23 protein-coding genes and 2 tRNA genes are annotated in these 25,118 nt (G+C 71.6%); 13 read left to right on the plus strand and 12 right to left on the minus strand.

Annotation, left to right across the window (positions count from 1 at the left end; translation table 11 throughout):
* Positions 1-650: 650 nt before the first annotated feature.
* Entirely contained in the window at positions 651-1,706 is a 1,056-nt protein-coding gene (locus tag AB0L00_RS05945; protein ID WP_364429045.1) for a LacI family DNA-binding transcriptional regulator, read from the minus strand.
* A gap of 212 nt (positions 1,707-1,918) precedes the next feature.
* On the opposite strand from AB0L00_RS05945, the gene AB0L00_RS05950 reads away from it, so the two are divergent.
* From AB0L00_RS05950 to AB0L00_RS05960, 3 genes are all read left to right on the plus strand, one after another.
* Positions 1,919-3,394 (plus strand): pectinesterase family protein, encoded by a 1,476-nt coding sequence (locus AB0L00_RS05950; protein WP_364429047.1) that lies wholly within the window; start codon positions 1,919-1,921, stop codon positions 3,392-3,394.
* Positions 3,395-3,491: 97 nt separating this feature from the next.
* On the plus strand, positions 3,492-5,126 hold the full coding sequence (locus tag AB0L00_RS05955) for a TIM-barrel domain-containing protein (protein ID WP_364429049.1): 1,635 nt from the start codon (positions 3,492-3,494) through the stop codon (positions 5,124-5,126).
* Complete coding sequence (locus tag AB0L00_RS05960; protein ID WP_364429051.1) at positions 5,123-6,547, plus strand: glycoside hydrolase family 28 protein; 1,425 nt, start codon at positions 5,123-5,125, stop codon at positions 6,545-6,547. The genes AB0L00_RS05955 and AB0L00_RS05960 overlap by 4 nt, the downstream gene beginning before the upstream one ends.
* Positions 6,548-6,560: 13 nt before the next feature.
* Here the strand turns inward: AB0L00_RS05960 and AB0L00_RS05965 are convergent, their stop codons facing one another.
* The 4 genes from AB0L00_RS05965 to AB0L00_RS05980 form a co-directional block, all read right to left on the minus strand.
* Complete coding sequence (locus tag AB0L00_RS05965) at positions 6,561-6,920, minus strand: DUF488 family protein (RefSeq protein WP_364429054.1); 360 nt, start codon at positions 6,918-6,920, stop codon at positions 6,561-6,563.
* Between the two features lie 93 nt (positions 6,921-7,013).
* A complete protein-coding gene (locus AB0L00_RS05970) occupies positions 7,014-8,066 on the minus strand; it encodes a tetratricopeptide repeat protein (protein WP_364429056.1) in 1,053 nt (350 codons plus the stop codon).
* 93 nt (positions 8,067-8,159) lie between these two features.
* Positions 8,160-9,005 carry a class I SAM-dependent methyltransferase gene (locus AB0L00_RS05975; RefSeq protein WP_364429059.1) on the minus strand — a complete coding sequence of 282 codons (846 nt, stop codon included), beginning with the start codon at positions 9,003-9,005 and terminating at the stop codon, positions 8,160-8,162.
* Between the two features lie 118 nt (positions 9,006-9,123).
* Positions 9,124-9,200: transfer RNA gene (locus AB0L00_RS05980), tRNA-Met, on the minus strand.
* Positions 9,201-9,281: 81 nt separating this feature from the next.
* Between AB0L00_RS05980 and AB0L00_RS05985 the strand changes: the two genes are divergently transcribed.
* On the plus strand, positions 9,282-9,635 hold the full coding sequence (locus AB0L00_RS05985) for a hypothetical protein (RefSeq protein WP_364429062.1): 354 nt from the start codon (positions 9,282-9,284) through the stop codon (positions 9,633-9,635).
* Positions 9,636-9,643: 8 nt separating this feature from the next.
* Here AB0L00_RS05985 and AB0L00_RS05990 read toward each other — a convergent pair whose 3' ends face one another.
* The 3 genes from AB0L00_RS05990 to AB0L00_RS06000 all read right to left on the minus strand — a co-directional run bounded on the left by AB0L00_RS05990 (position 9,644) and on the right by AB0L00_RS06000 (position 13,411).
* Positions 9,644-10,285, minus strand: coding sequence for a hypothetical protein (locus AB0L00_RS05990; protein ID WP_364429064.1), 642 nt, complete (start codon positions 10,283-10,285; stop codon positions 9,644-9,646).
* A gap of 86 nt (positions 10,286-10,371) precedes the next feature.
* A tRNA-Met gene (locus AB0L00_RS05995) sits at positions 10,372-10,448 on the minus strand.
* Between the two features lie 50 nt (positions 10,449-10,498).
* Positions 10,499-13,411: a UPF0182 family protein gene (locus AB0L00_RS06000; RefSeq protein ID WP_364429067.1), complete on the minus strand. Its 2,913-nt coding sequence runs from the start codon at positions 13,409-13,411 to the stop codon at positions 10,499-10,501.
* Between the two features lie 119 nt (positions 13,412-13,530).
* Here AB0L00_RS06000 and AB0L00_RS06005 point away from each other — a divergent pair, with 119 nt between their 5' ends.
* Positions 13,531-14,031 carry a PPA1309 family protein gene (locus AB0L00_RS06005; protein WP_364429070.1) on the plus strand — a complete coding sequence of 167 codons (501 nt, stop codon included), beginning with the start codon at positions 13,531-13,533 and terminating at the stop codon, positions 14,029-14,031.
* 199 nt (positions 14,032-14,230) lie between these two features.
* On the opposite strand, the gene AB0L00_RS06010 is transcribed toward AB0L00_RS06005, so the two are convergent.
* From AB0L00_RS06010 to AB0L00_RS06025, 4 genes are all read right to left on the minus strand, one after another.
* Entirely contained in the window at positions 14,231-15,295 is a 1,065-nt protein-coding gene (locus AB0L00_RS06010; protein WP_364429073.1) for a PDZ domain-containing protein, read from the minus strand.
* Positions 15,296-15,305: 10 nt separating this feature from the next.
* Positions 15,306-15,497 carry a hypothetical protein gene (locus AB0L00_RS06015; RefSeq protein ID WP_345353915.1) on the minus strand — a complete coding sequence of 64 codons (192 nt, stop codon included), beginning with the start codon at positions 15,495-15,497 and terminating at the stop codon, positions 15,306-15,308.
* Between the two features lie 58 nt (positions 15,498-15,555).
* Complete coding sequence (locus tag AB0L00_RS06020) at positions 15,556-15,978, minus strand: molybdenum cofactor biosynthesis protein MoaE (protein ID WP_345353916.1); 423 nt, start codon at positions 15,976-15,978, stop codon at positions 15,556-15,558.
* A gap of 247 nt (positions 15,979-16,225) precedes the next feature.
* A complete protein-coding gene (locus AB0L00_RS06025) occupies positions 16,226-17,311 on the minus strand; it encodes an NAD-dependent epimerase/dehydratase family protein (RefSeq protein WP_364429076.1) in 1,086 nt (361 codons plus the stop codon).
* Positions 17,312-17,400: 89 nt separating this feature from the next.
* Between AB0L00_RS06025 and AB0L00_RS06030 the strand changes: the two genes are divergently transcribed.
* From AB0L00_RS06030 to AB0L00_RS06065, 8 genes are all read left to right on the plus strand, one after another.
* Positions 17,401-18,696, plus strand: coding sequence for a zinc-dependent metalloprotease (locus tag AB0L00_RS06030; RefSeq protein WP_364429079.1), 1,296 nt, complete (start codon positions 17,401-17,403; stop codon positions 18,694-18,696).
* Positions 18,697-18,747: 51 nt separating this feature from the next.
* The gene (locus AB0L00_RS06035) at positions 18,748-19,290 is read left to right on the plus strand and encodes an NUDIX hydrolase (protein ID WP_364429081.1); all 543 of its coding nucleotides are present in this window, start codon (positions 18,748-18,750) and stop codon (positions 19,288-19,290) included.
* 169 nt (positions 19,291-19,459) lie between these two features.
* Positions 19,460-19,705 carry a hypothetical protein gene (locus AB0L00_RS06040; RefSeq protein ID WP_364429084.1) on the plus strand — a complete coding sequence of 82 codons (246 nt, stop codon included), beginning with the start codon at positions 19,460-19,462 and terminating at the stop codon, positions 19,703-19,705.
* Between the two features lie 155 nt (positions 19,706-19,860).
* Entirely contained in the window at positions 19,861-21,369 is a 1,509-nt protein-coding gene (locus AB0L00_RS06045; RefSeq protein WP_364429085.1) for a hypothetical protein, read from the plus strand.
* Between the two features lie 7 nt (positions 21,370-21,376).
* Positions 21,377-22,177: an endonuclease/exonuclease/phosphatase family protein gene (locus AB0L00_RS06050; protein ID WP_364429086.1), complete on the plus strand. Its 801-nt coding sequence runs from the start codon at positions 21,377-21,379 to the stop codon at positions 22,175-22,177.
* Between the two features lie 192 nt (positions 22,178-22,369).
* Positions 22,370-23,302 carry an NAD(P)-dependent oxidoreductase gene (locus tag AB0L00_RS06055; protein WP_364429087.1) on the plus strand — a complete coding sequence of 311 codons (933 nt, stop codon included), beginning with the start codon at positions 22,370-22,372 and terminating at the stop codon, positions 23,300-23,302.
* Positions 23,299-24,222 carry an RNA polymerase sigma-70 factor gene (locus AB0L00_RS06060; RefSeq protein WP_364429090.1) on the plus strand — a complete coding sequence of 308 codons (924 nt, stop codon included), beginning with the start codon at positions 23,299-23,301 and terminating at the stop codon, positions 24,220-24,222. Before AB0L00_RS06055 ends, AB0L00_RS06060 begins: the two co-directional genes overlap by 4 nt.
* 100 nt (positions 24,223-24,322) lie before the next feature.
* Entirely contained in the window at positions 24,323-25,090 is a 768-nt protein-coding gene (locus AB0L00_RS06065) for an SDR family oxidoreductase (RefSeq protein WP_364429093.1), read from the plus strand.
* Positions 25,091-25,118 lie beyond the last annotated feature (28 nt).

The raw sequence follows: 25,118 nt of genomic DNA on the forward strand, positions 1-25,118 counted from the left end.
GAATCCAAACCAACCATGATTGACCCCGAAGAGCCGACCACGATCAGCGAGGACCATAAAGGCACTGGCTTTTAGCACACTGTTGAGTTCTCAAGAAACGGACACACACCGTCCGAGACCCGACTTCCGTCGGACCCCGTCTGGGGCAACCCTTCTATCTTAGCGCCCCCGCTCCGTTTGTCAACCCCGATCCGTAGATCTTTATGGGACCGACACACACAGCCGGAACGCCCCCTCCAGACAGCAACAACCCCGACCGGCGAACCGGCCGCAGCAGCACCATCCAGAAGTTCCCCACAGGCCGACCACCGCCTCAGCGATGTTCCGCATCCCGTCTCGGGGCGACCACACCATGCTACCCCGGCCCGAACAGCGTCCGGACCAGAACAACTCTGTGTGGATTTCCCCTTGGGCCGGCCGCCTTCCGGCGTCCCGCTCCCCTTGGGGCGAAGAGAACATTACGTCCGCCTAGAAACCCCGTCAAATCGTGCGGTCCGCCGGGCGAACTTCCGGGTAAGAGTCGCGCTGATCCTTCGCCATCGACGCGGGGCCCCCAACATCGGCAATCGACCCCAGATCGAGTTCGCCGCCCGCCCAGTGGTGTCATGACCGAGGCGGTGTCCGTACCGGCCGCGTAGCGGGTTGAACGATCACCTGTCGTGGACGGTCTCGCGCCGTGGGCTCGTCACCCCGGTCGGTGCGGCGGTCGAGCCGCGGACGACCAGCTCCGGCGTCACCTCGACCACCGAGCCGGCGATGCCGTCGGCGCCGGTGTCGACGAACAGTTGCCAGGCCCGCAGGCCGAGATCCTGTTTGTTGACCGTCACCGTGGTGAGCCGCGGGGAGACCAGACGGCTGAGCGCGATGTCGTCGAAACCGGTGAGCGAGATCTCGTCGGGCACCGAGACGCCGAGCTCGTCGAACCGCGCCAGCGCGCCGAGGGCGACGTAGTCGCTGAACGCCATGATGGCCGTGGCGCCGGTCGCGAGGGCCGCGTCGGCGGCGGAATGCCCGTCGACGCTGCTCGATCCGCACGGGATCTGAACGATCTCCAGGTCGGGTCCGCCGGCCGCCCGCAGGGCCCGCTGCCGGGCGCGTTCGGACCAGGCGCGTGCGGGGCCGCGCAGGTAGGCGACGCGGCGGTGGCCGAGTTCGCGCAGGTGGCGGCAGATCGACGCGACGCCCGCCTCGAAGTCCACCGCCACCGCGGGGATCCGCGTGCCACGGCTGCGCCGGTTCACGCAGACCAGGCGAGGCACGGCGGCCGCCAGCTCGGTGAGCTCCCACTGGCTCATCCGCGGCGAGCACAGGACGATGCCGTCGGCCCACCGGGACAGCTCGAGGGCGGCGTCGCGTTCGGCCCCGGCCTTCTCGCCGGTGTCGGCGACGAGCGTGCGGAAGTCGGCGTGCTGGGCCGCGTTGGTGACGCCCTTGAGCACCTCCGCGAAGTACGGGTTGCTCAGGTCCGGGACGACCACCCCGACCGCGGAGGTGGTGCCGCGGAGCAGTCCCTGCGCCGCCGGGTTCGGCCGATAGCCGAGCCGCGCGACGGCCGCGCGGACCCGCTGCTCCGGCTCCGCCGAGACGGGTTTGGAACCTGTGAGGACACGGGACACCGTGGCGGGAGAAACGCCGGCCTCCCGCGCCACGTCGATGATCGTCGCCCGGGGCGGCCGTGCCCCCGTGCCGGTCTGCGCCGTGCCCATGGCGGCATTGCACCATACGTTCAGCCCGCCCGGCGCAGGGGCTCCGCCGTGAAAGACGGCGGAAGCCGGGTTGACGTCCCCGGACTCGCGTGCGACCTTCGGAAAAGGTTTTCCCTGGGTCCTTCCCCAACGTGCCGCCGACGCCCGGTCGGCGGCGGCGCGACCCGCCCACCGCGGCCGGAGAAGGCCACCGACGCAGCGGGGAGGCGGACATGCGTGGAGCGCCGGCTCGATGGACGTCGCTCGTGGCGGTGGCCGCGACCGCCGCGGTGATCGCCGGCGTCGGCCCGGCCGACGCCACCACCGCCGACGCCGGACGGCGGGCCGCACCCGCCAGGCTCTCCCCTGTCGGCCTCCGCCAGGACCGGTGCATCGACGGGCCATTGCGGCTCAGCGCGGACCGCCCGCTCCAGCCGGGCACCTCCGGCCGCATCGAGGTGCACCGCGCGGACGGCACCGTCGCCGACGCGATCGACCTGGCCGACCCGCGCTCGTACCACCGCACGATCGGGGACGCGGTGTCCGACACCGGGGTCCCGCACTCCTTCGCGTACCACCCGGTCCTCGTCGACGGGAACACCGCGACGATCACGCTGCATCACCGGCTCGACTACGGGCGGACGTACTACGTCACGGTCGATCCGGAGGCGTTCCCCGGCCTCCCCGGCATCCAGGACCCGGCGACCTGGCGGTTCCGCACCCGGGCCGCCCCGCCTCGTACGGGGGCCCGGCGGCTCACCGTCGCGGCGGACGGGCGGGGCGACTTCTGCACGGTCCAGGGCGCGATCGACTTCGTTCCGGAGGGCAACGAGCGGCCGGTGGCGATCGACGTCCGTCCCGGCACGTACCAGGAGATCGACTACGTACGCGCCGACCGTCCGCACATCACGGTCCGTGGGGCCGGGCGGGGCCGGACCGTCGTCGAGTACGCCAACAACAACCGGCTGAACGGGGACACCGCGCTGGCCGGGTCCACCGATCCGGGCGACGTCTGCCCGCGTCAGGCGCTGCCCGGCCACGACACGTACAACTGCTGGCGGGCGCTGTTCGGCGTCGAGGCCGCCGACTTCCGGCTGCAGGACATCACGCTGCGCAACACCACGCCGTACGGAGGTTCGCAGGCGGAGGCGTTCCGCGGCAACGCCGACCGGATCACTCTCCGGCGGGTCGACCTGGAGAGCTTCCAGGACACCCTCCGCCTGCAGGGCCGCGGTTACGTCACCGACAGCCTGATCTCCGGCGACGTGGACTTCGTGTGGGGCACCGGCGCGGTGTTCGTCCGGCGCACCGAGCTGCGGTCCCTGCACGGCGGTTACGTCACCCAGGCGCGGAACGACGCGGCCCACCCCGGCTACGTGTTCGTCGACGATCGCCTCACCCGCGGGCCGGAGACTCCGGACGCGTCGGTGCACCTCGGACGGATCGACCCGACCGTTTACCCCGGCAGCCAGGTGGTCTTCGTCCGGACGGCGATGGACGCGCACATCCGGCCCGACGGCTGGCAGCTGAACAACGCCGACTGCGCGCAGGCGGCGCGGGTGCGGTTCTGGGAGTACGGCGGCACCGACCTGGCCGGGGCGCCCCTCGATACCGGCGCCCGGCTGCCGTGCTCGCGCTCGCTGACCGCCGCCGAGGCGGCCTGGTGGAGCGACCCCGCCCACGTCCTGCGCGGGTGGCGGCCCCGATGACGCCGGCGGTCACGGCCGAGGCCGGGAGCCGCCGGCCCGCCCGATTCCAGATCCCGTACGCCCCCGGCGACGAGCGAAATCCAGGAGGAACGCACCCGTGATCCACCGCCGAACGCCCGCCCGGCTCCGCCGCCGCGTGCCGGTCGCGACCGACGAACCCGCGCGTACCGCGACGGTGACGGTCACGCGGACCGCGCAGGGCGTGCGGGTGCGCTGGTCGGTCAGCCCGTCGAGCGACGTCACCGCGGTGTTCGAGGCGCTGACGGCGGGCGGTACGGAGCACTATCTCGGCGGCAGCTCCGCCGCGTACGTCGACCTGCGCGGGCACATCCGCGGCTGGAGCCCGGGCAAGGAGGGCAACGAGGCCGGCGACTACTGCCAGAACCAGGAGCAGTCCGCAAGCGCCTTCTACCTCAGCTCCGGCGGGTACGGGCTGTGGGCGGACACCGACCACGTCGGCCGGTTCGCGTTTCCCGGCGCGGCGCAAGGAAGCGACGGCCCGACCTGCGCGAAGACTCCCAAGCCGCCGAGCGGCGCGGCGCAGCCGTACCCCTGCCCGGTCGCGGCGACCGCGCGGCCGGACCGTGTGCAGATCTGCGTGAAGGACGCCGGGCTGTCCTACGACGTGTACACCGGCTCGCCTGCGGCGGTGACCGGCGCGTACTACCGGACGGTGGGCCTGCCGAGCATGCCGCCGGCGAGCGAGTTCGCGCTCATGAAGTGGCGTGACGTCAACGCCGACCAGGCCCAGGTGCTGGACGACGTGGCGCAGCTGAAGAGGCTGGACATCCCGCTCGGCACCATCGGGATCGACAACCCGTGGGAGCGGCAGCCGGCCGGCAACACCCACCGGATCAACGGAAGCGCCTGCACCAACAGCGGCGAGTTCGACCCGACGTTCTTCCCCGACCCGCAGCGGATGATCGACGAGATCCACGCGCAGGGCGTCCGGTTCGGGCTGTGGGTGACCTCCCACGTCGTCAGCGCCCCGTCGTCCTCCCAGGGCGGCGGCTCGTGCGCCGGCATCAACGACGTCTGGGCGAAGAACGGCTGGCTCGTGCCGGGCACCAACTACATCGACTTCACGAACCCGGCCGCACGCGAGCACTACGTGGACCAGCTCACCCGGATCTTCCGGATGGGCGTCGACATGGCCAAGGAGGACCGCAGCGAGGAGTACCGGTTCGAGACGACGCCGTTCGCGGGCGGCCCGGGCGCGGGCCTGTACCTGCGCTACCCGGACCTGTACCAGTCCGCGGTCACCGAGGCGATGCGGCGGGCGCACGATCACGCGGGAGACGAGCCTGGACGAGTTCCCGCTGTACCTGCGGGCGGGCGCGTCGATCGGGTTCAACACCCGTGCCCTCGGCGGCTGGCGGACCGGCGAGCTGTCCCGGCCGGGCCTGAGCGGCTCGCTGTACGCGCCGGAGCCGGGCCCCACCGTACGGCTGCGCGTGTCCGGCGCGACGGAGCAGCAGGCCGTCGTGCTGCTGCCCCCGGCGCCCCGTTCGGTCACCGTGGCCGGCCGTGCCCTGCCGCACGCGGCCGACACGGGGGCGCTGCGCACCGCGCCGGAGGGCTGGACCTTCACCCCCGTCCCGTTCGGCGGCGTCGTGCTGAAGCTGAGCCCCCACGGCCGCGCCGCGGACGTGACGATCCGTTGACGTCCGCGCCGTCACGGCCCGTCCCGCCGCGACGTCCTCGGACGACCGACCCCCTGGAGGAAGAATGAGCGGATCATGGCCTCGACGGCGATTCCTCGGAGCGAGCGGCGCCGTCCTCGGCGGCGGCCTGCTGGCGTCCGCCGTCGGCGCATCCGCGTTCGCCGACGCGGACCCCTGGCGGACCGCCGACCGGATCCGCCGCCGGGTCCGCGCGCCGCGCTTCCCGCACCACCGGTTCCGGATCACGGACTTCGGCGCGACAGGCGACGGCACGACCGACTGCACGCGGGCGTTCGACGCGGCGATCAGCGCCTGCGCGCGGCGCGGCGGCGGCCGGGTCGTGGTCCCGCCCGGCCGTTACCTGACCGGGCCGATCAGGCTCCGCAGCCACGTCGACCTGCACGTCGACGCGGGCGCGACGGTCCTGTTCGACACCGACCCGGCGCGGTACCTGCCCGCCGTCTACACGCGCTGGCAGGGTGTGGAGTGCTACAACTACGCGCCCCTCATCTACGCGTACGGCGCCCGGAACATCGCGATCACCGGCACCGGCACGCTCGACGGGCAGGCGAGCAACACGGCGTGGTGGCCGTGGAAGGGCAGGCCGGAGTACGGCTGGAAGCCCGGCGACCCGCAGGAGGGCCCGGACTGGACGCTCCTGCAGCAGTGGGCCGACCAGGGGGTGCCCGTCCGCGACCGCGTCCTCGGCGCCGGGCACTACCTGCGCCCGAACCTCATCCAGCCGTACCGCTGTGAGAACGTCCTCGTCGAGGGCGTGACCATCGTGAACTCCCCGATGTGGGAGATCCATCCGGTGCTGTCGCGGAACGTCCTCGTCCGCGACGTCACGGTGATCAGCCACGGGCCCAACAACGACGGCTGCGACCCCGAGTCCTCCACCGACGTCGTCATCACCGGCTGCACCTTCGACACCGGGGACGACTGCATCGCGATCAAGGCGGGCCGCAACGCCGACGGCCGCCGCGTGAACACGCCCAGCCGGAACATCCTCGTCGAGGACTGTGAGTTCCGCGACGGCCACGGCGGCGTGACGATCGGCAGCGAGATGACCGGCGGCGTCGCCGGCGTCTACGCCCGGAACCTGCGGATGACCAGCCCGAACCTGAACAGCTGCCTGCGGCTGAAGAGCAACTCGATGCGAGGCGGCTACATCCACGACGTCCACCTGAAGGACGTCGAGGTCGGCCGGTTGTCCGTCGCGGCGATCCAGGTCGACTTCTACTACGACGAGGGTCCCGGCCACCCGTACAATCCCGACGTGAGCGGCATCCACGTCGAGAACCTGCACGTCGGCACCACGCAGTACGTGCTGGACATGCGCGGCTACCCGGACGCCCCGATCAAGGACGTCACGCTCGCGCACTGCCGGTTCGACACGGCGACGGCGGCGGACATCGTGGAGAACGTGGAAGGCCTCGTCCTCACCGACGTCACCGTGAACGGCTCCCCGGTCGGCGCGCCCGCCTGACCCGGTGCCGCGCCTACCCGCCGAGCCGGTCCCGGAGGTGGTCGCGGAGGACGACGGCCTGGTTGTGCTCGGTGTCGCGCGCGGAGTACAGCAGCGTCACGGGCCCCTTCTCGGCGGCCTCGATCAACGGGCGTTCGGCCTCGGGCCGTTCGTCGAGTTCCCGGCGGTACCGCTCGGCGAACTCGGCGAACCGCTCGGGCCGGTGCCCGAACCACTGCCGGAGGTCCGAGGAGGGCGCGACGTCGCGCGGCCAGCCGTCGATCTTCAGGTCGGCCTTCCGCACCCCACGCGGCCACATGCGGTCCACCAGGAAGACCGCGCCTTCCCCGTCCTCCGCCTCGTCATAGACGCGACGGATCTCGATAGGCCCCATGCCAGGGCTCTACCCGTCCGAGCGCACGGTGTCACGGGGACGACCGCCGGCGTCAGTGCCCCAGCCGAGGCGGGAGCATCGGACGCCGGCTCGTCAGCGCCCCATCCGGCGCAGGACCTCGGACGCCAGCTCCTTGACCTGACGGTCGCCCTGCTTCATCGCCGTGCGCAGGTGACGCTCCGCGGCCGCCGTGTCGGTGTCGGCGAGGACCACGCCGACGTAGCAGTGCCCGAGCGCCGCGACGTTCCGGTCCGGCGAACCGGCGGCCGTCTCGAAACAGGCGAACGCCTCGGGCACCCGGTTCGCGTCCATGTAGATGGTCCCGAGGTTGACCCCGGCCTTCGGGGCGAACTCCGGGTCTCCGGCGGCGTAGGCCGTCTCGAAGGCCTCCTGGGCGCCCGTGACGTCCCCCGCGCCGAGGAGGATCTGACCGAGGTGGAACGCGCCCCGGGGAGCCGCCGACGGGAGACCGGACTCCATCGCCTCCCGGTAGAGCGGGATCGCGCCCTCGACGTCACCCGAGCGGTCGCGGATGAGCGCCAGTTGGAGGGCCGCCTGGGGCACGACGTGCGCGACCCCGGACTCGAACGCCACGGCCAGCACCTCGACCGCCCGTTCGTCGTCGCCGGCCGTGCTCAGCATCTCCGCCAGGGACAGCGCCGCCTGGCCCGCGCTCTTGCGCCGTGGCATGCCGATCACCCGCTCGTACTCCGCGGCCGCCTGCGCGTGCTTTCCGCGCGACTCCAGGATCACGCCGCGCAGGTAGGCGGCCTCCGCCAGAACGTCGAGGTCGGTGTTCCTGACCGCGTCGTCGATGGCCGCCAGGGCCTTGCGGTGCTTGCCCCGCTTGAGCTCGATCCAGCCCAGTGCCAGCTGTCCGGCGGCCAGGACCTTGGCGTCGCCGTCGGCGAGCGCGCTCCGGGCCACGAGCCGGGCCGTGTCGGAGAAGCCGAGCGCGGCCAGTCCGCCGCTGAGGTTCAGCGCGAAGTCGAAGTCGAGCCCCAGCGCGTTCTGCTCGATCAGTGCCTCGACGCGAGCCGGCGAACGCATGAGTTCGGCCAGCTGCGCCTCCTGCTCGGCGTCCAGAATCGCCGCCGCGAGAGCCTCATCCGGGTCCTCACCGGCCTGTTCCGGGGATATCGGCACCGCCCTTTCCGTTGAACGCCGGAGACTGCGAGAAATGTAGTTGATCAAGCCGTGCCGCCGGGGTCCGTCGCGACCCGTCCGCGATGCCGGTGCTCACGCCTGCGCCGGGGCCGCGAAGCGAACGGCCATGATGGGCAGGCCGGTGACGCCGAGCTCCCGCATCGGGCGGAGGCGGTTCAGCAGCGGGAACAGCGCGCCGTGCAGCGGTCCGCGACCGCGCGGGGGGCGCAGGTCGCGAAGCTCCGCGACGCCGGCGAGCGCCCGGATCCGGGCCTTCTCCGCCGCGTCCACCGCCCACGGCATCGGCGGCGCCTGGTAGCCCTGGGCCGTCGTCATCCGGCCCTCCAGGGTGCGGCGGCTGAACCACGGCGGCACCCCGTCGAAGATCATCTCGGCACCCGGGAACCGCTCCGCGCACCGGGCGAGGAGCCGGTGGACCTGATCGGGCTCGAAGTACATGAGCAGGCCCTGGGCCGACAGGAGCAGGCCCTTCGCGGGGTCCGCGTGCCGCGTCCACTCCTCGTCCAGCGCGGAACACGTCACCGTCCGCCGGCGGGGCGGGTCGTCGGGCAGCAGGCGCGCCCGCAGTTCGGCGGTCTCCGGAAGTTCGACGGTGAGCCAGCGGACCCGGCCGTTGTCGACCCGCCAGAACTGCGTCTCCAGGCCCTCGCCGAGCGCGACCACCTGACCGTCGGGATGCTCGTCGAGGAACCGCCGGACCTCCTGGTCGAAGCGGAGCGCGCGCAGGGCCTGCCATTGGCCCAGCCGTCCCGCGCCGAACCGGTCCGCGAACGGATAGTCGAGTGCGTCGACCAGCTCGACGGCCTTGGGATCGCGCAGGACCGGGTCCGGCCGCCCGGCCTCGGCCGCCCGCTGGTAGAGGTTCCAGAGCAGCGTCTCCGGGACTCCGTCGAGCGCGACCTTCTCACGATCCGGCATCCCGTTCTCCTTCCGTACGGCGGGCCATCGGATGAGACGGTGCTGCGGTCCCCGACGGTTCCGTGCGGAGGCCCGCGCAAAAAAAGAGGCCCGGAGAGTCGGACTCTCCGGGCCTCACTGGTAGCGGGGGCAGGATTTGAACCTGCGACCTCTGGGTTATGAGCCCAGCGAGCTACCGAGCTGCTCCACCCCGCGGCGATGCCCCAACTCTATGGGGCACGTGGTGTGCTTGCAAATCGATTCCGCGATCGGCCCGTCCCCCGGAGGAGGGCCGACGTGATCACCTGCAAGATCACCACTCACAGCCCGCGCTACTCCCACCACGCGCACGCGAAGAACCGCGACATCGTGAACGTCACCGCCGACATCAAGTGCACCAAGAAGGTCGCGGCGATCTCCATCCAGGTCGCGCTCTACAAGAACAACACCCTGTACAAGAAGAGCGGCGTCAAGCGGAACGCCGGCAAGAATTACCTCAGCCAGAACGCCGCTCGCCGGTGCGTCAAGAAGCAGCACAACACCGGGGTCTCCGTCGGAACGGTGGTCTTCCCGGCCGGGTACACGCCGCCCTCCCAGAGTGGCGGCAGCCGGAGCAAGACCGTCTATATCTCGGCGTGCAAGAAGAAGTGACGACGCGGTCAGCCGAGCGGGTCGGACAGCTCGGCGGGTAGCGCCTCGATGCGGGTTCCGCCCGTCAGGTCCTCGACCAGGCGGGCGGATCCGCCCACGTACGTGGAGTCCAGGTCGACGTCGGTCGCGACGCACCACGACCGGTCCTGCGGCCAGACGACATTCGGCGACTGCTGGAAGAAGTAGCCCGGCCCTCGGTCGCCGAACTCCGTCGCGGCGTCGAGGGGGCCCTCGTACAGCAGGTGGTCGCGCCCCGGCAGGTGGAATCGCGGGCCGTCGGCGTCGAGCCAGCCCCAGCCGTCCCACAGGCCGAAGTAGCAGTGCCCCGGCGTCGCGGTGTGCGCCGCGAGGATCTCGCAGAGGACCGGCAGCAGCCCGGCGGGGAACGACCCGGCCCACGGCTCCTCGTCCGCCGGCCCGGCGATGTCCTTGAAGCGCGTGCGGGAGTCGAGGGCCCGCCCGGAGCGTTCCGCGATCTCCCGCCAGCGCAGCGGCCGCCCATCCGCGGCCTCCACGGGGTGTGGCAGCCGCGCGTACGCCGCGAACCCGGCGGGCAGCAGCGCGTGCACTCCGGAGTCGAAGTCACCGACCCCGGCCTCGATCCACGCGGCGGGCGCGACGTCGGTGAGGGGCCGCGGGCGAGAGACCATGGCTCAAGCCTCCGGCGCAGCCGGTGGATCGCGCAAGCGAATGAAACGAAAGAGGCCCAGAGGATGATCCTCTGGGCCTCTTCACCTGGTAGCGGGGGCAGGATTTGAACCTGCGACCTCTGGGTTATGAGCCCAGCGAGCTACCGAGCTGCTCCACCCCGCGGCGATGCCCCAACTCTATGGGGCACGTGGTGTGCTTGCAAATCGACGGCCTCACCGCGTCGGCCTCGGCGTCGGTGTGGGTGCCACGGGCGGGGTGGTCGCGGGCGTCGGGCTCGGCGTCGCGGGCGTCGTCGGCGCCGGCCGCGCGCTGCTCTGTTTCTGCAGCCTGGCCAGCTCGTCCAGGGCCGCCTTCAGCCGTTTCTGCGCCTCGCCGTACCCGGCCCAGTCGTTGTTCTTCAGCGCGGTCTGGGCGTCGCCGTACGCGCGGTTCGCCGCGTCGATCGCGGCACGGATGTCCTCGTTGGCCTGCAGCGGCGGGCCGGCGCTCGCCGCCGCGCCGCCGCCGAGCACCTGGCCCAGCGCGTCCTGGAGGGTGGCGCCGAAGCCGATGTCGTCGCCGTACGAGACGAGGACCCGTTTCAGCAGCGGGTAGGCGCCGGCTCCGGAGTTCGCCTGCAGGTAGATGGGTTCGACGTACAGGAATCCGCCGCCGAACGGCAACGTCAGCAGGTTGCCGCTCACCGTCCTGGACCCGGGACCGCGCAGCAGGGTCAGCTGCTGGGAGACGGTCGGGTTGTTCTCGAAGGTGTTCTGCACCTGCTCCGGCCCCGGGGTCACCTGGCTGCGCGGCACCTGGAGGATGCGGATCCGGCCGTAGGTGGGGCTCGTCGGCACGCTGTCGACGGCCATGAACGCGGTCAGGTTGGTGACCTTGCCCTTCGGCGTGAACGTCGAGGTCAGCGAGAAGCCCGGGTCGTTCTGGCCGGGCATCTTGACGCTCAGGTAGTAGGGCGGCTCGACGGTGCCCTCGCCGGTCGGGTCGTTGGGGATCTGCCAGAAGTCGCCGCCGCCGTAGAAGGCCTGCGGGTTCTGGACGTGGTAGCGGGCGAGGATCCGGCGCTGCACCTTGAACAGGTCCTCCGGGTACCGCAGGTGCGCCAGGAGGTCGTTCGGGATCGCCGATCGCGGGCGTACGGTGCCGGGGAACGCCTTCATCCACGTCTTGAGGACCGGGTCGCTTCCGTCCCAGGCGTATAGGGTGACGGTGCCGTCATAGGCGTCGACCGTGGCCTTCACCGAGTTGCGCATGTAGTTGATGCGGTCTCCGGCCTGGGCCGCGACCGACACCCGGCTCTCGGTGTTGGTGTCCCGCGTGGCGTCGGCCAGGCTCGTACGCTCCGAGTACGGGTAGTTCGCCGCGGTGGTGTAGCCGTCGACGATCCACGTGATCCGCCCGTCGACGACCGCCGGGTAGGGATTGCCGTCGACCTTGAGCCAGGGCGCGACCTTCTGCACGCGCTCGCGCGGCGTGCGGTCGTACAGGATCCGGGATCTGGAGTTGATCGCCCCGGACAGCAGGAGGTTCTTCTCCTTGAACCGCAGGGCGTACAGGGTCCGGTCGAACAGCGAGCCGATCGGGACGCCGCCCTTGCCGTCGTAGGCGGTGTTGGCCTGCCCGCTGGGGTTCTTGTCGTCCGGGTAGTCGACCTCGCGTTGCGCCGTGCCGCCGACGATGGAGTAGCCGGGTGAGCGCTCGCCGAAGTAGACGCGCGGCTGGGCGATGTTCAGCGACCCGGACGGGGGGATGTCCTTCTCGGTGAAGACCGGCGCGCCCTGGACGTCGACCTGGTTGCCCGGGGCGGCGACGAAGCCGTACCCGTGCGTGTAGACGAGATGGCTGTTGATCCAGTTGGTCTGGCCGGGCGGTGGGCCCTCGAGCTCCCGTACGGCGACGACCGTGTCCCGCAGGGCGCCGGTGTCATCGGGGTACCGGTCGATGTCCAGCGGATTGGCGAACTTGTACCAGCCCTTGATCTGCTGGAGCTGCTGGTACGTCGGCGAGACGACGGCGGGGTCGAGCAGGCGCACGTTGGGGAGGGTGGAGGTCTCCTGCTTGGCCTGCTCCGGGGACAGCTTGGTGTTCGGCACATAGTCGGTGACCTGGGTGCCCGCCACGCCGTACGCCTGGCGGGTGGCCGCGATGTTGCGGCCGATGTACCGGGACTCCTTGTCCACCTCGTTGGGTTTGACCTGGAACGTCTGGATCAGCAGCGGGTAGACGCCGCCGATGAGGATCGCCGACAGCACGAGCAGGCCGAACGCCATCCCGGGCAGCATCGCGCCGCGCCGCACCAGCGTGGCGAAGAACATCAGCGCGCAGATCAGCGCGATCACCGCGAGGATGGTCTTGGCGGGCAGCACGGCGTTGACGTCGGTGTACGACGGGCCGGTGACGACCCCGCGCTGGGAGTCGGCCAGGCCCCACCGGTCGAACCAGTACGCGACCGCCTTCAGGAGCACGAAGACGCCGAACAGCACGGACAGGTGCGCGCGCGCCGCCGACCCGACCCGCTCCCCCGGTCCCTGCAGCCGTAGTCCGCCGTACAGGTAGTGCACGATCAGCGCCGCGACGAAGGCCAGGATGACCGCCGCGAACAGGAAGCCGAGCACCAGCCGCAGCAGGGGGTACGTGAAGACGAAGAACGAGATGTCCTTGTGGAACTGCGGGTCCTTGATGTGGAACGGCTGCCGGTTCACGAACGCGAGCCAGGTCCGCCACTGCCCGGCCGCCGAGGAGCCGGCCAGCAGGCCCGCCAGCGTCAGCACCCCGGCCACCAGCAGCCGGCGGTACGGGTCGACCGCGGCGCGGTAGCGGTCGAGCCCCTGCTGCTCGACCGACGCCGGCCGGTCCGGCGGGCGGAGGCGGTAGGCGAGGACGACGTTGGCGCCGAGGACGAGGATCATCAGCAGACCGGCGCACAGGAACAGCGTCACGCGCGTCGTGATCTGCTTGGTGTACACCGAGGAGAACCCGACGGAGCGGTACCACAACACATCGGTCCATACCGCGGTGAACGCGAAGAAGACCGCGACCAGGATCGCCAGGATGACGATGACGCGCACCAGTAGCCGTGATCGGCCCACGCGGATCCGGCCGAAAGAGCCGGGGCTTCGGAAGGACACGGCCACTCCCCTTCGCCGGGTGTCTCTGAGGGCAACTTACCGAGCCCTGCCCAGGTTCCCGCGACGGCCCGGACCACCTGTGGCCGAAAGGTGGCCGGCGACGATGAAAAGATGAACGAATGACCCGATTGGAAGATGTCGTCCGCGACCTCGAACGGCATGCGGCCGCCACCGGCTGGGACGCCCCGCCCCGGCTGTACGCCCTGGTGGCGGCCCCGGAGCTGAACCGCAACGAGCCGGAGCTCGCCCGGCAGCTCGGCGTCCCGGACGAGCCCGACGGCATCGCCGCCCTCGAACAGCCGGACCTGCCGCTCGACCGGCCGATCGAGGACGTCCTGCACGGCATCGAATGGCCCGGCCAGGTCGCCGGCTGCGCGCTGATCCTCGAACGGATCCTGCTACCGGAGGGCGCCGAGGAGGAGGCGCCGGACGACGACCCGGTGACCTGGGCCGCCCGGCATCCCGGCCGCGAGGACGTACGCCTCGTCGTGGGCGTGCTGCGCGACGGCTCCCGTTACTCGGCCATGCGGTTGCGCGGTCACGACAGCGACGACGAGGTGCTCACCGGCCCCGAGCTCGTCCCCCACCTGACCGACGCGCTCGCCTCGACGCTCAGCTGACGACGTCTCCGCCGGCTCGTTCGCCCGCGCCGGCGGGAACGCTCAGCCGGCCCGGCAGGCGGAACGCTCACCCGACCCGGGCCGACGGAGCTGCTCAGCCGACCGGACAGGCGGAGGTACTCAGCCGACCGGACAGGCGGAGGTACTCAGCCGACCGGACAGGCGGAGGTACTCAGCCGACCGGACAGGCCTGAGCTGCTCAGGCGGCCGGGCAGGCGGGGACGCCGCCCTGGCCGGTCCGGATGGCGGTCAGGGCCTGCAGGGCGCCGTGCATGGTGTCCACCCGGACCAGCCGCAGGCCCTTGGGCTTGGACGCGACGGCGTCGGCGCAGTTCTGCGTCGGGGTGAGGAAGATCGTGGCGCCCGCCTGCCGCGCGGCGACCATCTTCTGCTGGATCCCGCCGATCGGCCCGACCTGGCCGTCCGGAGTGATCGTTCCGGTGCCCGCGATGAACCGGCCGCCGGTGATGTCCTCGGGCGTCAGCTTGTCGTAGATGCCGAGCGAGAACATCAGCCCGGCGCTGGGACCGCCTATGTCACCGACGCTGATCTTGACGGTGACGGGGAACTGGTATTTCTCCTTCAGGATCACGCCGACGATGGCCTTGCCGGCCCGGTCGCCCGTCTTGTCCGGTGAGACCACCGTCTTCACGGGAACCTGGGTGTCCTTGCCGTCCCGCTTGACGGTGAAGGTCACCGTGTCGCCGGGCTTGTGCGCGCCGACGGCCGCGGTGACGCCGGGCATGTCCTTGATCTGCTTGCCGTCGATCGCGGTGATCTGGTCGCCGGGCCGCAGCCGGCCGTCCGACGGGAGCCCCTTCTGCACGGAATCGACCAGGACGGCGGTGGTCACCGGCTTGTGCAGCTCGTGCATCGCGGCGGCCGTGGCGGACTCCTGGGAGTTCGCCATCTCCTGGACGTTCTCCTGGTCCACCTTCTTGCTGGAGACGTTCTTCGGGAAGATCGTCTCTTCGGGGACCACGGCGACGTCCGGGTCGAACCAGCCGCGCAGCGCGGTGAACAGGTCGATCCGGTTGCCCGGACCCCCCTGGTAGGCGACCGTGACGAAGTTGAGGTGTCCCTCCGTCGGGTAGGTCTGCGCGCCGGTGATCTGGATCAGCGGCGCCTTGCCTAGCGTGCCCAGCGTGTCGGACGTCGGGCCGGGCCGGAGCGCGACGTACGGCACGGGCATGACTGCCGCGGCCAGGCCCAGGAGGAGGATCAGGAGGCTCGCGACGACCAGAGTGGCAGCACGGCGGGACATGCCCGGAAGCCTACGCGGTCGACCGAGGCCGCCGTCCCCGGGTCTTGCGGCGCGGCCGCTCCATGGCGTCACGGAACCGCTGGAAGTGTTCGATCTCCTCGAACGACCTCCGTACACGTGGCCTGCGTCCCCGCAGGGTCATCAGGGCCCCCGTCAGCAGGGCCACGGCCACCGGGATGGCCCACCACGCCAGAATGGACATGCGCGTCACCTCGGTACGAAGCGTTATACCCAGGGTAACCTGCATGCTCCGCCGCAGGTCAGTCTGTGCCCACCCATTCTTCGTCCCCATCCGTGAAGCGCTGATGCTTCCAGATGGGAACCTCCGCCTTGAGGTCGTCGATCAGCTTCCGGCAGGCCGCGAACGCCTCCGCGCGGTGCGGACAGGCGGCGGCCACGACGACGGCCAGATCGCCGATCTCCAGGTCGCCGACCCGGTGCGTCGCCGCGAGCGCGCGTACGGGGAACTCCGCGGCGACCTTCTCCAGGACCGTGCGCAGCGCCTCGACGGCGGTCGGATGCGCGGAGTACGACAGCCGCGCCACCGCGCGCCGGTGATCCTCATCGCGCACGGTCCCGACGAACAGCGCCGTGCCGCCCGCACCGGGGTCGGTGACGGCGGCGAGCACCTCGTCCACGGAGAGCGCGGTGTCACGGATTTCGGCCAAGCGGATCACGTCCACGGACGAACGGTACCCGCTGGCCGGAAGTCGCCCCTGGTCAGCATCGACGGGAGTTACGAGGCATAGGCGGGCCTGTCGGTGGCATCCGCGAGGTGTTCCGGCCGTCGGCCATCGCACCCGCGAAGCTCGAAACCGCTCCCGCGCGACGGCCGTCTCGGCCGCACCCCGCCGACGCGGCAACGGCCGGACCGAGGCCGCCGCGCGCCGCCGAGACCAGCCACGCCACTCGCGCCGGCCGCCGTTGAGACTAGCTGCGGCGCTTGCGGCGTGCGCGCCGCACGATCGCGGCGGTGCCGATGACGGCGACGGTCGCACCCGCGGCGGTGGCCATCGTGGCCTCCTTCCGGGCCAGCCTGCGGCCGACCACGGCGTGCCGTCCGGAGACCTCCTCGAGCAGCGCGGCCAGCGCATCGGCGTTGTCGTGCGCCGGTTTCCAGCCGGCCTGGCGCAGTGTGGCGCAGTCCGCGACCCAGGGATAGACCACATAGTGCAGGTCGGTGGCCGGCGCCGGCGTCACGCCGATGCGGTGCAGCCGCTGCGCGGTGCCGAAGGTGATCGCGGCCGGGAGTTCGAAGCGCCGCCGCCCGGTGATCTGCTCGACCTCGTCCTGGTCCAGCCAGCCTTCGCTGCCGACCGCGATCCGGCCGGAGATCTCCCCGGTGATGGCGAGTTCGAGGGCGCTGACCAGGTCGTCGACGTGGCAGAACTGCCAGCGCGGCTCGCAGCCTTTGACCGTGAGCAGCCGCGGCGCCTCGAAGTGACGGGTCACCACCGTGTCGATCCCGGGGCCGACGAGGGCGGCGGGCCGCAGGACCGTGACGGTCATGCCGGGATGCGCCACCGGCGCCATCTTCGCGAGCTCCTCGATCTCCAGGAAGTCGCCGACGACGCCGTCGTCGGGCTCGGCCGCGAGCGGGGAGTCCTCCGGGATCGGCACCGGGTTGTCCGCCTGCGCGCCGTACACCATCGCGCTGGTCATGACGATCACCTTGCGGACCCGTACCGCCGCCGCCGCGGTGATGACGGTCTGCGCGCCGCGGACGTTGTACGCCCGCCGCTCCCGGTGATCGGTGTCCGGGGACAGGTCCATGTCGAGGTGGACGATCACGTCCACGTCGGAGATGCGGCTGGTGAGCTGCGGGTCGCGGACGTCGACCACGCGCCATGTGATCCCCGACACGTCCCCGCGGTGGTCGTCGAGGCCGACGACCTTCCTGATGTCCCCCGAGTCCGCCAGCCGGGCGACCAGGGCACGACCGATGCCGTCGGCCGCCCCCGTGACGGCGACGACCGGGCCCGTGCTACGCCGTGGGCGAACCTCTCGTGTACTCAAGTCGAGTGAGTCCTCCTAACGCACGCCCCCGGCCGTCGACCGGCTAACGTGAAGGTTGTGACCTATTCATCCTGCCTGAGGTCGAGCCTGTGAGCGACATCCCCTTCGGGTTCAACCGCCCGGACGAGCCCGGCGATGAGAACAAGCCCGGTAACGAGGGGCCTTTCGGCCCGGGCGGCATGCAGGATTTCGCCGCCATGCTCCACCAGTTCGCCGACATGCTGGCCGGCCAGTCCGCGAGCACTGGCCCGCTGAACTGGGACCTGGCCAAGGACGTCGCCCGGCACACCGTCGTCGAGCGCGGCGACCCCTCGGTGGTCGACGCCGAGCGGCGGGCGGTCGTCGAGGCGCTCCGGCTGGCCGACCTGTGGCTGGACGAGGCGACGACGCTCCCTGCGGGGATCCGTAACCCGCAGGCGTGGAGCCGGTCGGAGTGGATCGAGAACACCCTCCCCGTGTGGTCGAAGGTCTGCGACCCGATCGCGGCGCGGATGGTCGACTCCATGGGTGAGGCGATGCCCGAGGAGATGAAGGCCGTCGCCGGCCCGCTCGTCGGGATGATGCGGCAGATGTCGGGCGCGATGGTCGGCGGGCAGGCCGGGCAGGCGCTGGGCGCGCTGGCGCTGGAGGTCGTCGGCTCCGCCGACGTCGGGCTGCCGCTGGCGCCCGAGGGCGTCGGCGCGCTGCTGCCGGCCGGGGTGACCGCGTTCGGTGAGGGCCTGGAGGTCAGCGCCGACGAGGTGCGCGTCTACCTGGCGCTGCGCGAGGCCGCCCATCAGCGGCTGTTCGGGCACGTCCCGTGGCTGCGCGCCCACTTGCTCGGCGCGGTCGAGGACTACGCGCGCGGCATCACCGTGGACCTGTCCAAGATCGAGGAGGCCATCGCCGGGGCGGACCTGACCAACCCGGAGGCGCTGCAGGAGGCCCTCGGCGGGGAGCTGGCGCTCACGCCGGAGGAGACGCCGCAGCAGAAGGCCGCGCTGGCCCGGCTGGAGACCGCGCTGGCCCTGGTCGAGGGCTGGGTCGGAACCGTCGTCGCGGCCGCCGCCGATGGTCGGCTGCCGTCCGCGGTCAAGCTCGGCGAGGCGGTGCGCCGCCGACGCGCGACCGGTGGCCCCGCCGAGCGCACCTTCGCCACGCTGGTCGGCCTCGAACTCCGGCCCCGGCGGCTGCGGGAGGCCGCCGCGCTGTGGGCCGCCCTGGGCGAGGCCCGCGGCAACGATGGACGCGACGCCGTCTGGGCGCACCCGGACCTGCTGCCCACCACCGACGACCTGGAGAACCCCGAGGCGTTCGTCGAGGGCACGGGCGCCGACCTGGACATCTCGCAGTTCACCGAGCCGAAGGACGAGTCCGGCGACGACGAGCCCGGCCCCCGCGACTGACCACGCCCCCGCAGCAGACGGCGTCGGCGCGGCCGCGCCGGTGAGGTGACGATGACACTGCACGCCGACGCCGTACGCGCGCTGTCGGACTGGAACGCGCCCGACGCCGCGCAGGACCTGCTGCGGCACGACTTCCTCGCGCACCTGTCGGCGCACGAGAACGCCATGTTCCGCGAATGCGTGCCCGGTCACCTGACGGCCAGCGCGGTCGTCCTCGACCCGCCCGGAGAGCGGGTCCTGCTCACGCTGCATCCCAAGGCGGGCATGTGGCTGCAACTGGGCGGCCACTGCGAACCGCACGACGCCACGCTCGCGGGCGCGGCGCTGCGCGAGGCCACCGAGGAGTCCGGCATCGACGGGCTGCGCCTGCTGCCCGAGCCGCTCCACCTCGACCGGCACCGCGTCTGGTGCCACGGCGGGTCGTACCACCTGGACGTCCAGTACGTCGCCGTCGCCCCGGACGGCGCCCGGGAGCAGATCAGCGAGGAGTCCGCGGACCTGCGCTGGTTCCCGATCGACGGCCTCCCCGAGGACACCGACGAGGTGGTGCGCCGCCTGGTCACCCGCGCCCGCCGACGACAGCCCGCTCCCTAAGGCCGCCAGTGGCACGCCGGTCCTCCTGAATCCGCCGCGCCGCGTCGGCGGCGGTCGGGGCTCAGGTGATCCGTACGGGCCCGGCCGAACCCGGAGTCCAGCGACTCTCGACCCTGCGGAGAGGGCGTGGCGGGACGCTCAGGGGCGGGATCGCGACCGGAGGGCCCGCATGCGAGAAGACGACGTCCAGAGATCGGCGCTGCGAAGGCTGCTGCGCTCCCTCCACCTCGGCCTGGTCTACATGGGCGCCGGCACGTGGCCGTGCCCCGAGGTGTACGACGCCCTGCGATCGAACGCCGGCCGGGATCGGCGCCGGGCGCCCGAGCGGATCACCCCGTACGACGATCTCCCGGACGAGGAACGCCGTCTCCTGCTGCGGTTCGAGGCCCAGTTCAAGCACGAGAACGAGAGATAGATCCCGCGCGCGCCCGGCTGAGATGGCTTGTGCCGAGGATTTCGGTGGTCGGTGCGACGGAAATCCGGGGCGCAGAGTGACGATCACGCCGCAGGGACGGGGCCGCATCAGCCGTGCGAAGATCTACCAAGACCCTTTCGAGCGGTGGTGAAGTCGTGACGCGCCTGGTCCTGTCCTCCAAGATCCTCGACGGTCTCGACTTCGGCGCGCCGTCGGCCGAGCGTGACATCGGGCGTGGCCTGGACAAGTGCTTCGTCGAGTCGGCCACGTACAACCGCGTCCACTCGGGCGCCAAGACCGTGCTCCTCGGCAACCGCGGATCCGGCAAGAGCGCCATCTTCCAGGTGCTCGCCAAGCGCGAGCGCACCGCGGGCAACCGCGTGATCGAGCTGTCCCCGGAGGACTACTCGTACGAGCTGCTCAGCTCCACGATGGCCGCCGAGAACGCCGGGTCCTGGGCGAAGCACGGCGCGTACGCCGCCGCCTGGAAGTACCTGCTCTACGTCCTGGTCATGAAGGAGGTCGCCCGGAAGGGCATGCGGCTGGCGAAGGGCGGGGGCGCCGAGATCAACGGATACATCCGCAACAACCATGCCAACGTCCAGATGGGCCGGCTGTCCGTCCTGGTCTCGTACCTCAAGCGGCTGGAGAACATCAAGCTCGGCCCGATCGAGGCGGGTGCGAAGACCCGGGAGCTGGACCGGCTGTACAAGCTCGAGGAGATCCACTCCCTGCTGCCCGCCCTCCGGAAGGTCCTCGACCGGCAGCGCGTCACGATCGTCGTCGACGAGCTCGACCGCGGCTGGGACTCCTCCGAGGACGCCAAGGCGTTCGTGGCCGGGCTGTTCCAGGCGTGCGTGTCCGTCAACGCGCTGCACGGCAACCTGTCGGTGTACGTCTCGCTGCGGCGGGAGCTGTACGACGACATCCCGGCCCTGTACGAGGACGCGCAGAAGTACCGGGACCTGCTGGAGACGATCCGGTGGAGCGAGGACTCCCTCCTCGAGCTCATCGCCAAGCGCATCCGGTACTCCGCGCGGGAGATGGGCTACGACACCCAGGTTCTCGACCGCGCCGACGATCTGACCTGCTGGAACGCCGTGTTCGCGCCGGCTCCCGGTGGGCCCGTGGACGGTTCCTTCCGGTACGTGGTCGACCGCACCCTCTACCGGCCGCGCGAGATCATCGAGTTCTGCACGACCGTGCTCGAGGAGGCGCGGGACCGTGCCCCCGCCCTTCCGCTGCCGTTCGAGGCGGTCCGGTGGGCGGAGCGCGGCTACTCCGAGGAGCGGACCAAGGACATCGCCGCGGAGTACCGCTTCCAGTACCCCGGCCTGCTCGGTGTGTTCGAGGTGTTCCGCGGCCGGGACCACACGTTCGACCGGGAGGACCTCCAACTGCTCTGCCTGGAACTGGTGCTCGGTGAGATCCCGACGAACGGCACCTCCTCCTGGCTGCCCGTCCGCGACCCGGACGGCCTGATCGAGATCCTCTGGCAGACGGGCTTCCTCACCGCCCGGCCCATCGGGGAGGCCGATCCGGTGGGCGGCGGCCCGGGGGCGTTCATCGGCATGCACCAGGTGCAGCACCTGAACCTCGCGGCGGTCCAGCGGTTCCAGGTCCACCCGATGTTCCGCGCCTACCTGGGGATGCGCACCGAATAGGAGGACGATGTACGACATCGCGCAGCCGTACGGACCCCTGATCGAGACCACCCTGCGGGTGATCACCTGGAACGTCTGGGGCCGGTTCGGGCCCTGGGAGCGACGCGAAGGAGCGATCCGCGAGACCCTGGCCCGGCATGACGCGGACGTCGTCACGCTGGTCGAGGCGTGGGGCGGGCAGGAGCAGCGGTTCGGGATGCCGCACCACGTGTTCGCCGGGGACGTCGTCAGCAACGGCGCGACCTCCGGGATCGCGGTGCTGTCGCGATGGCCGATCACGCGGCACGAGTGGGTACGGCTGTCCGGCTGGGGAGACACCGGCGGCGACCTGCTGTTCACCGAGCTCGACGGTCCGCGCGGCCCGGTGCAGCTCTTCCTCGCCGCCCTCGCCTGGCGGCTGGAGCACAGCGCCGAGCGCCAGAAGCAGGTACGGGAGATCGGCGCCTACATCGCCGAGCGGCAGAGCCGCCGGCACCCGACGATCCTGTGCGGCGACTTCAACGCCGACCCCGACAGCGACGAGATCCGGATGCTGACCGGCAAGGCCGAACCGGCGGCGCGGGACCTGGTGTTCTACGACGCCTGGGCCACGGCCGGGACGGGCGGACCCGGCCATACATGGGCGAACACCAACTCCTGGGCGGTCCCCGTGCTGTGGCCGAACCGCCGGATCGACCACATCCTCTCCGCCTGGCCCCGCCGCGGCGGCGCCGGCCACCCCGTCCACTGCGAGGTCATCGGCACCGACCCGATCGACGGCGTTCTGGCGTCGGACCACTACGGCGTCCTCGCCGACCTCCGCTACTGACCCCGGCGGCCTGAGATCACTGGCGATCGGTGATCCAAGGCGGCAGTAGACACCAGTGATCAGCGACTCTGGGCTCGCGGACACGCGACCGCGGGTGGGGCGTTCGGCCTGGCCTCGACGGCGGATGTCACAGCCGGGCGGGCTGTCTCGTCTCGGGTCGCAGTGACGGGTTCTGAGCCGGAGGTGAGGGTCATGCAGGTGTTCGTGGCGGGCGGCACGGGGGTTCTGGGGCGGCGGCTGGTGCCGCGGTTGGTGGCTCGCGGGCACCAGGTGACGGCCACGACGACGAGCGCGGCCAAGCTGGATCTGCTGCGGCGGTTGGGCGCGGACGGCGTCGTGATGGACGGGCTGGACGCGATGTCGGTCGGCGAGGCGGTGGCCAAGGCCCGGCCGGACGTGATCGTGCACCAGATGACCGCGATCTCCGTGGCGCACGCCGGCAAGCCGGACATGAAGCACATGGACCGGTGGTTCGCCGGCACCAACCGGTTGCGTACCGCGGGGACGGACCACCTGCTGGCCGCCGCCGAGGCGACCGGGGTGACCGGCTTCGTCGCGCAGGGCTACGCCGCCTGGAACGGTCTCCGCGAGGGCGGATGGGTGAAGACCGAGCAGGACGGGCTGGACCCGATGACGGGGACGCCGGCGGAACCGGGGATGGCGGCGCTCGGCCACGTCGAGGACGCGGTCGGCAAGGCGGGCGGCGCCGTCCTGCGCTACGGCTGGTTCTACGGGCCGGGTGCCACCGAGGACCTGGTCGAGCCCGTGCGAAAGCGGCAGTTTCCGGTCGTCGGGAGCGGCGCCGGCCACTGCTCGTGGGTGCATCTGGACGACGCGGCGAGCGCCACGGTCCTGGCCGTGGAGCAGCAGGCCCACGGGGTGTTCAACATCGTCGACGACGAACCGGCCCCGGCCGCCGAGTGGCTTCCGTACCTGGCCGCGTCCGCGGGGGCGAAGCGGCCGATGCGGGTCCCCGCCTGGGTGGCCCGGCCACTGGCCGGGGACGTGGCGGTGACGATGATGACCGAGGGGCGCGGCTTCTCCAACGCCAAGGCCAAGCGGGAGCTCGGCTGGCAGCCGAGCTACCCCTCATGGCGGCATGGCTTCGCGAAAGAGCTGGCATGACGCGCGCCGAGGAGTTCCAGGAACTGCGGCCGCTGCTGTTCTCGATCGCCTACCGCATCCTCGGCAGCGTGGGGGAGGCCGAGGACGCGGTCCAGGAGACCTGGCTGCGTTACGCGGCCTCCCCGACACAACCCACGTCGACCAAGTCCTTCCTGTCGGCCGTGGTAACCCGGATCTCGATCGACGTGCTGCGCTCCGCCCGGGTCCGGCGGGAGGAGTACACCGGGCCGTGGTTCCCCGAACCGCTGCTCAGCGACCCCTACCAGGACCCGGAGCGCTCGGCTGAGCTGGCCGACTCGGTGTCGATGGCGGCCCTGTTGCTGCTGGAGCGGCTCAGCCCGCTCGAACGCGCGGTCTTCGTACTACGCGAGGTGTTCGGATTCGACTTCCCGGAGATCGCCTCGGCGGTGGGCCGGTCGGAGGTGGCGTGCCGGCAACTCGTGGTACGGGCGCGCCGCCACATGGACGCGGGCCGGCCCCGGTTCCAGGCCGACCGCAAGGAGCGCGAGCAACTCGCCGAGCGGTTCTTCGTCGCCTTCGCCGAAGGCGACGTCGACGGACTGACCGAGTTGCTCGCCGCCGACGTTCGCATGATCGGCGACAGCGGCGGCAAGGCGCCCCGCTGGGGCGCGGGCGTCTCCGGCGCCGCCAACGTGGCCCGGGTGCTCACCGCGCTCCTGGCGCCGTTCGTCCGGATCGGCGGCGTCGTGGAACCACACCAGGTGAACGGCCAGCCGGGCGCGATCTTCCGCGACCGGGACGGCAAGGTCGTCAACACCTGGACCCTCGACATCCTCGACGGACGCATCCAGACGATCCGCACGGTGGTCAACCCCGACAAGCTCGGACACGTGGGCCCGGTGGCCGACGCCTGGGCGGTCGTCCGCGAGACGACCCGGATTCGCCGGCTCACGGACTGACCGCGAGCGGCGGCGGCGCTCCGGACTCGGCGCGCCGCCGGCCGGGAAGCCCCACCGCGGGCATTCACCGCATCGAACTCTCTTGGACAGGAGCTTTGCCATGACCGAGGACACCGCGCACCAGCAGGTCGCGCTGATCACCGGGGCGAACAAGGGCATCGGCCGCGCGACCGCCGAGCAGCTCGCCGCGCTGGGCATGACGGTCCTGGTCGGCGCCAGGGACCCGCGGCGCGGCGAGGAGGCCGCCACGGCCCTGCGCGCGGCGGGCGGCGACGCGCACGCGATCACCCTCGACGTCACCGACCCGGCCACCGTCCAGGAGGCCGCGAGGCTGGTAGAGGAGCGCTGCGGCCACCTGGACGCGCTGGTCAACAACGCCGGTATCACCGGCTCCGGGCAGGTCGCGCCCGAAGACGCCCTCGATCAGATCCCCAGCTCCGTCGACCTGGACATGGTCCGGGCGGTGTTCGAGACCAACGTCTTCGGGGTGATCACGGTGACCAACGCCATGCTCCCGCTCCTGCGGCGGTCGCCGGCGCCGCGCATCGTCAACGTCAGCAGCGCCGCCGCATCGCTGGCCATCGCCGCGGACCCGGACGGCCCGCTGGCGGATCTGCCGACGTCGGCCGCGTACACCCCGTCCAAGACCGCGCTGAACGCGCTGACCGTGCAGTACGCCAATGAGCTGCGCAAGGACGGCATCTTCGTCAACGCCGCCGCCCCTGGCTACGTCGACACCGACATGAACGACCACAAGGGCCACCTCACTCCCGGGCAGGGCGCCGCGATCGTGGTGCGCCTGGCCACGCTCAGCGCGGACGGGCCGACCGGCGGGTTCTTCAGCGAGAACGGCCCGCTGCCCTGGTAGCGGACGATCGCGAAGCCGCCGAGCAGCG

Origin of the sequence: Actinoallomurus sp. NPDC052308, from assembly GCF_040679195.1 — a bacterium.
GTDB lineage: Bacteria > Actinomycetota > Actinomycetes > Streptosporangiales > Streptosporangiaceae > Actinoallomurus > Actinoallomurus liliacearum.

Bases quoted from the DNA above. Each gene is read 5' to 3' on its own strand.
- AB0L00_RS05945 (WP_364429045.1), bottom strand. From the start codon at position 1,706: ATGGGCACGGCGCAGACCGGCACGGGGGCACGGCCGCCCCGGGCGACG.
- AB0L00_RS05950 (WP_364429047.1), top strand. From the start codon at position 1,919: ATGCGTGGAGCGCCGGCTCGATGGACGTCGCTCGTGGCGGTGGCCGCG.
- AB0L00_RS05960 (WP_364429051.1), top strand. From the start codon at position 5,123: ATGAGCGGATCATGGCCTCGACGGCGATTCCTCGGAGCGAGCGGCGCC.
- AB0L00_RS05965 (WP_364429054.1), bottom strand. From the start codon at position 6,920: ATGGGGCCTATCGAGATCCGTCGCGTCTATGACGAGGCGGAGGACGGG.
- AB0L00_RS05975 (WP_364429059.1), bottom strand. From the start codon at position 9,005: ATGCCGGATCGTGAGAAGGTCGCGCTCGACGGAGTCCCGGAGACGCTG.
- AB0L00_RS05990 (WP_364429064.1), bottom strand. From the start codon at position 10,285: ATGGTCTCTCGCCCGCGGCCCCTCACCGACGTCGCGCCCGCCGCGTGG.
- AB0L00_RS06005 (WP_364429070.1), top strand. From the start codon at position 13,531: ATGACCCGATTGGAAGATGTCGTCCGCGACCTCGAACGGCATGCGGCC.
- AB0L00_RS06010 (WP_364429073.1), bottom strand. From the start codon at position 15,295: ATGTCCCGCCGTGCTGCCACTCTGGTCGTCGCGAGCCTCCTGATCCTC.
- AB0L00_RS06015 (WP_345353915.1), bottom strand. From the start codon at position 15,497: ATGTCCATTCTGGCGTGGTGGGCCATCCCGGTGGCCGTGGCCCTGCTG.
- AB0L00_RS06035 (WP_364429081.1), top strand. From the start codon at position 18,748: ATGACACTGCACGCCGACGCCGTACGCGCGCTGTCGGACTGGAACGCG.
- AB0L00_RS06040 (WP_364429084.1), top strand. From the start codon at position 19,460: ATGCGAGAAGACGACGTCCAGAGATCGGCGCTGCGAAGGCTGCTGCGC.
- AB0L00_RS06050 (WP_364429086.1), top strand. From the start codon at position 21,377: ATGTACGACATCGCGCAGCCGTACGGACCCCTGATCGAGACCACCCTG.
- AB0L00_RS06055 (WP_364429087.1), top strand. From the start codon at position 22,370: ATGCAGGTGTTCGTGGCGGGCGGCACGGGGGTTCTGGGGCGGCGGCTG.
- AB0L00_RS06060 (WP_364429090.1), top strand. From the start codon at position 23,299: ATGACGCGCGCCGAGGAGTTCCAGGAACTGCGGCCGCTGCTGTTCTCG.
- AB0L00_RS06065 (WP_364429093.1), top strand. From the start codon at position 24,323: ATGACCGAGGACACCGCGCACCAGCAGGTCGCGCTGATCACCGGGGCG.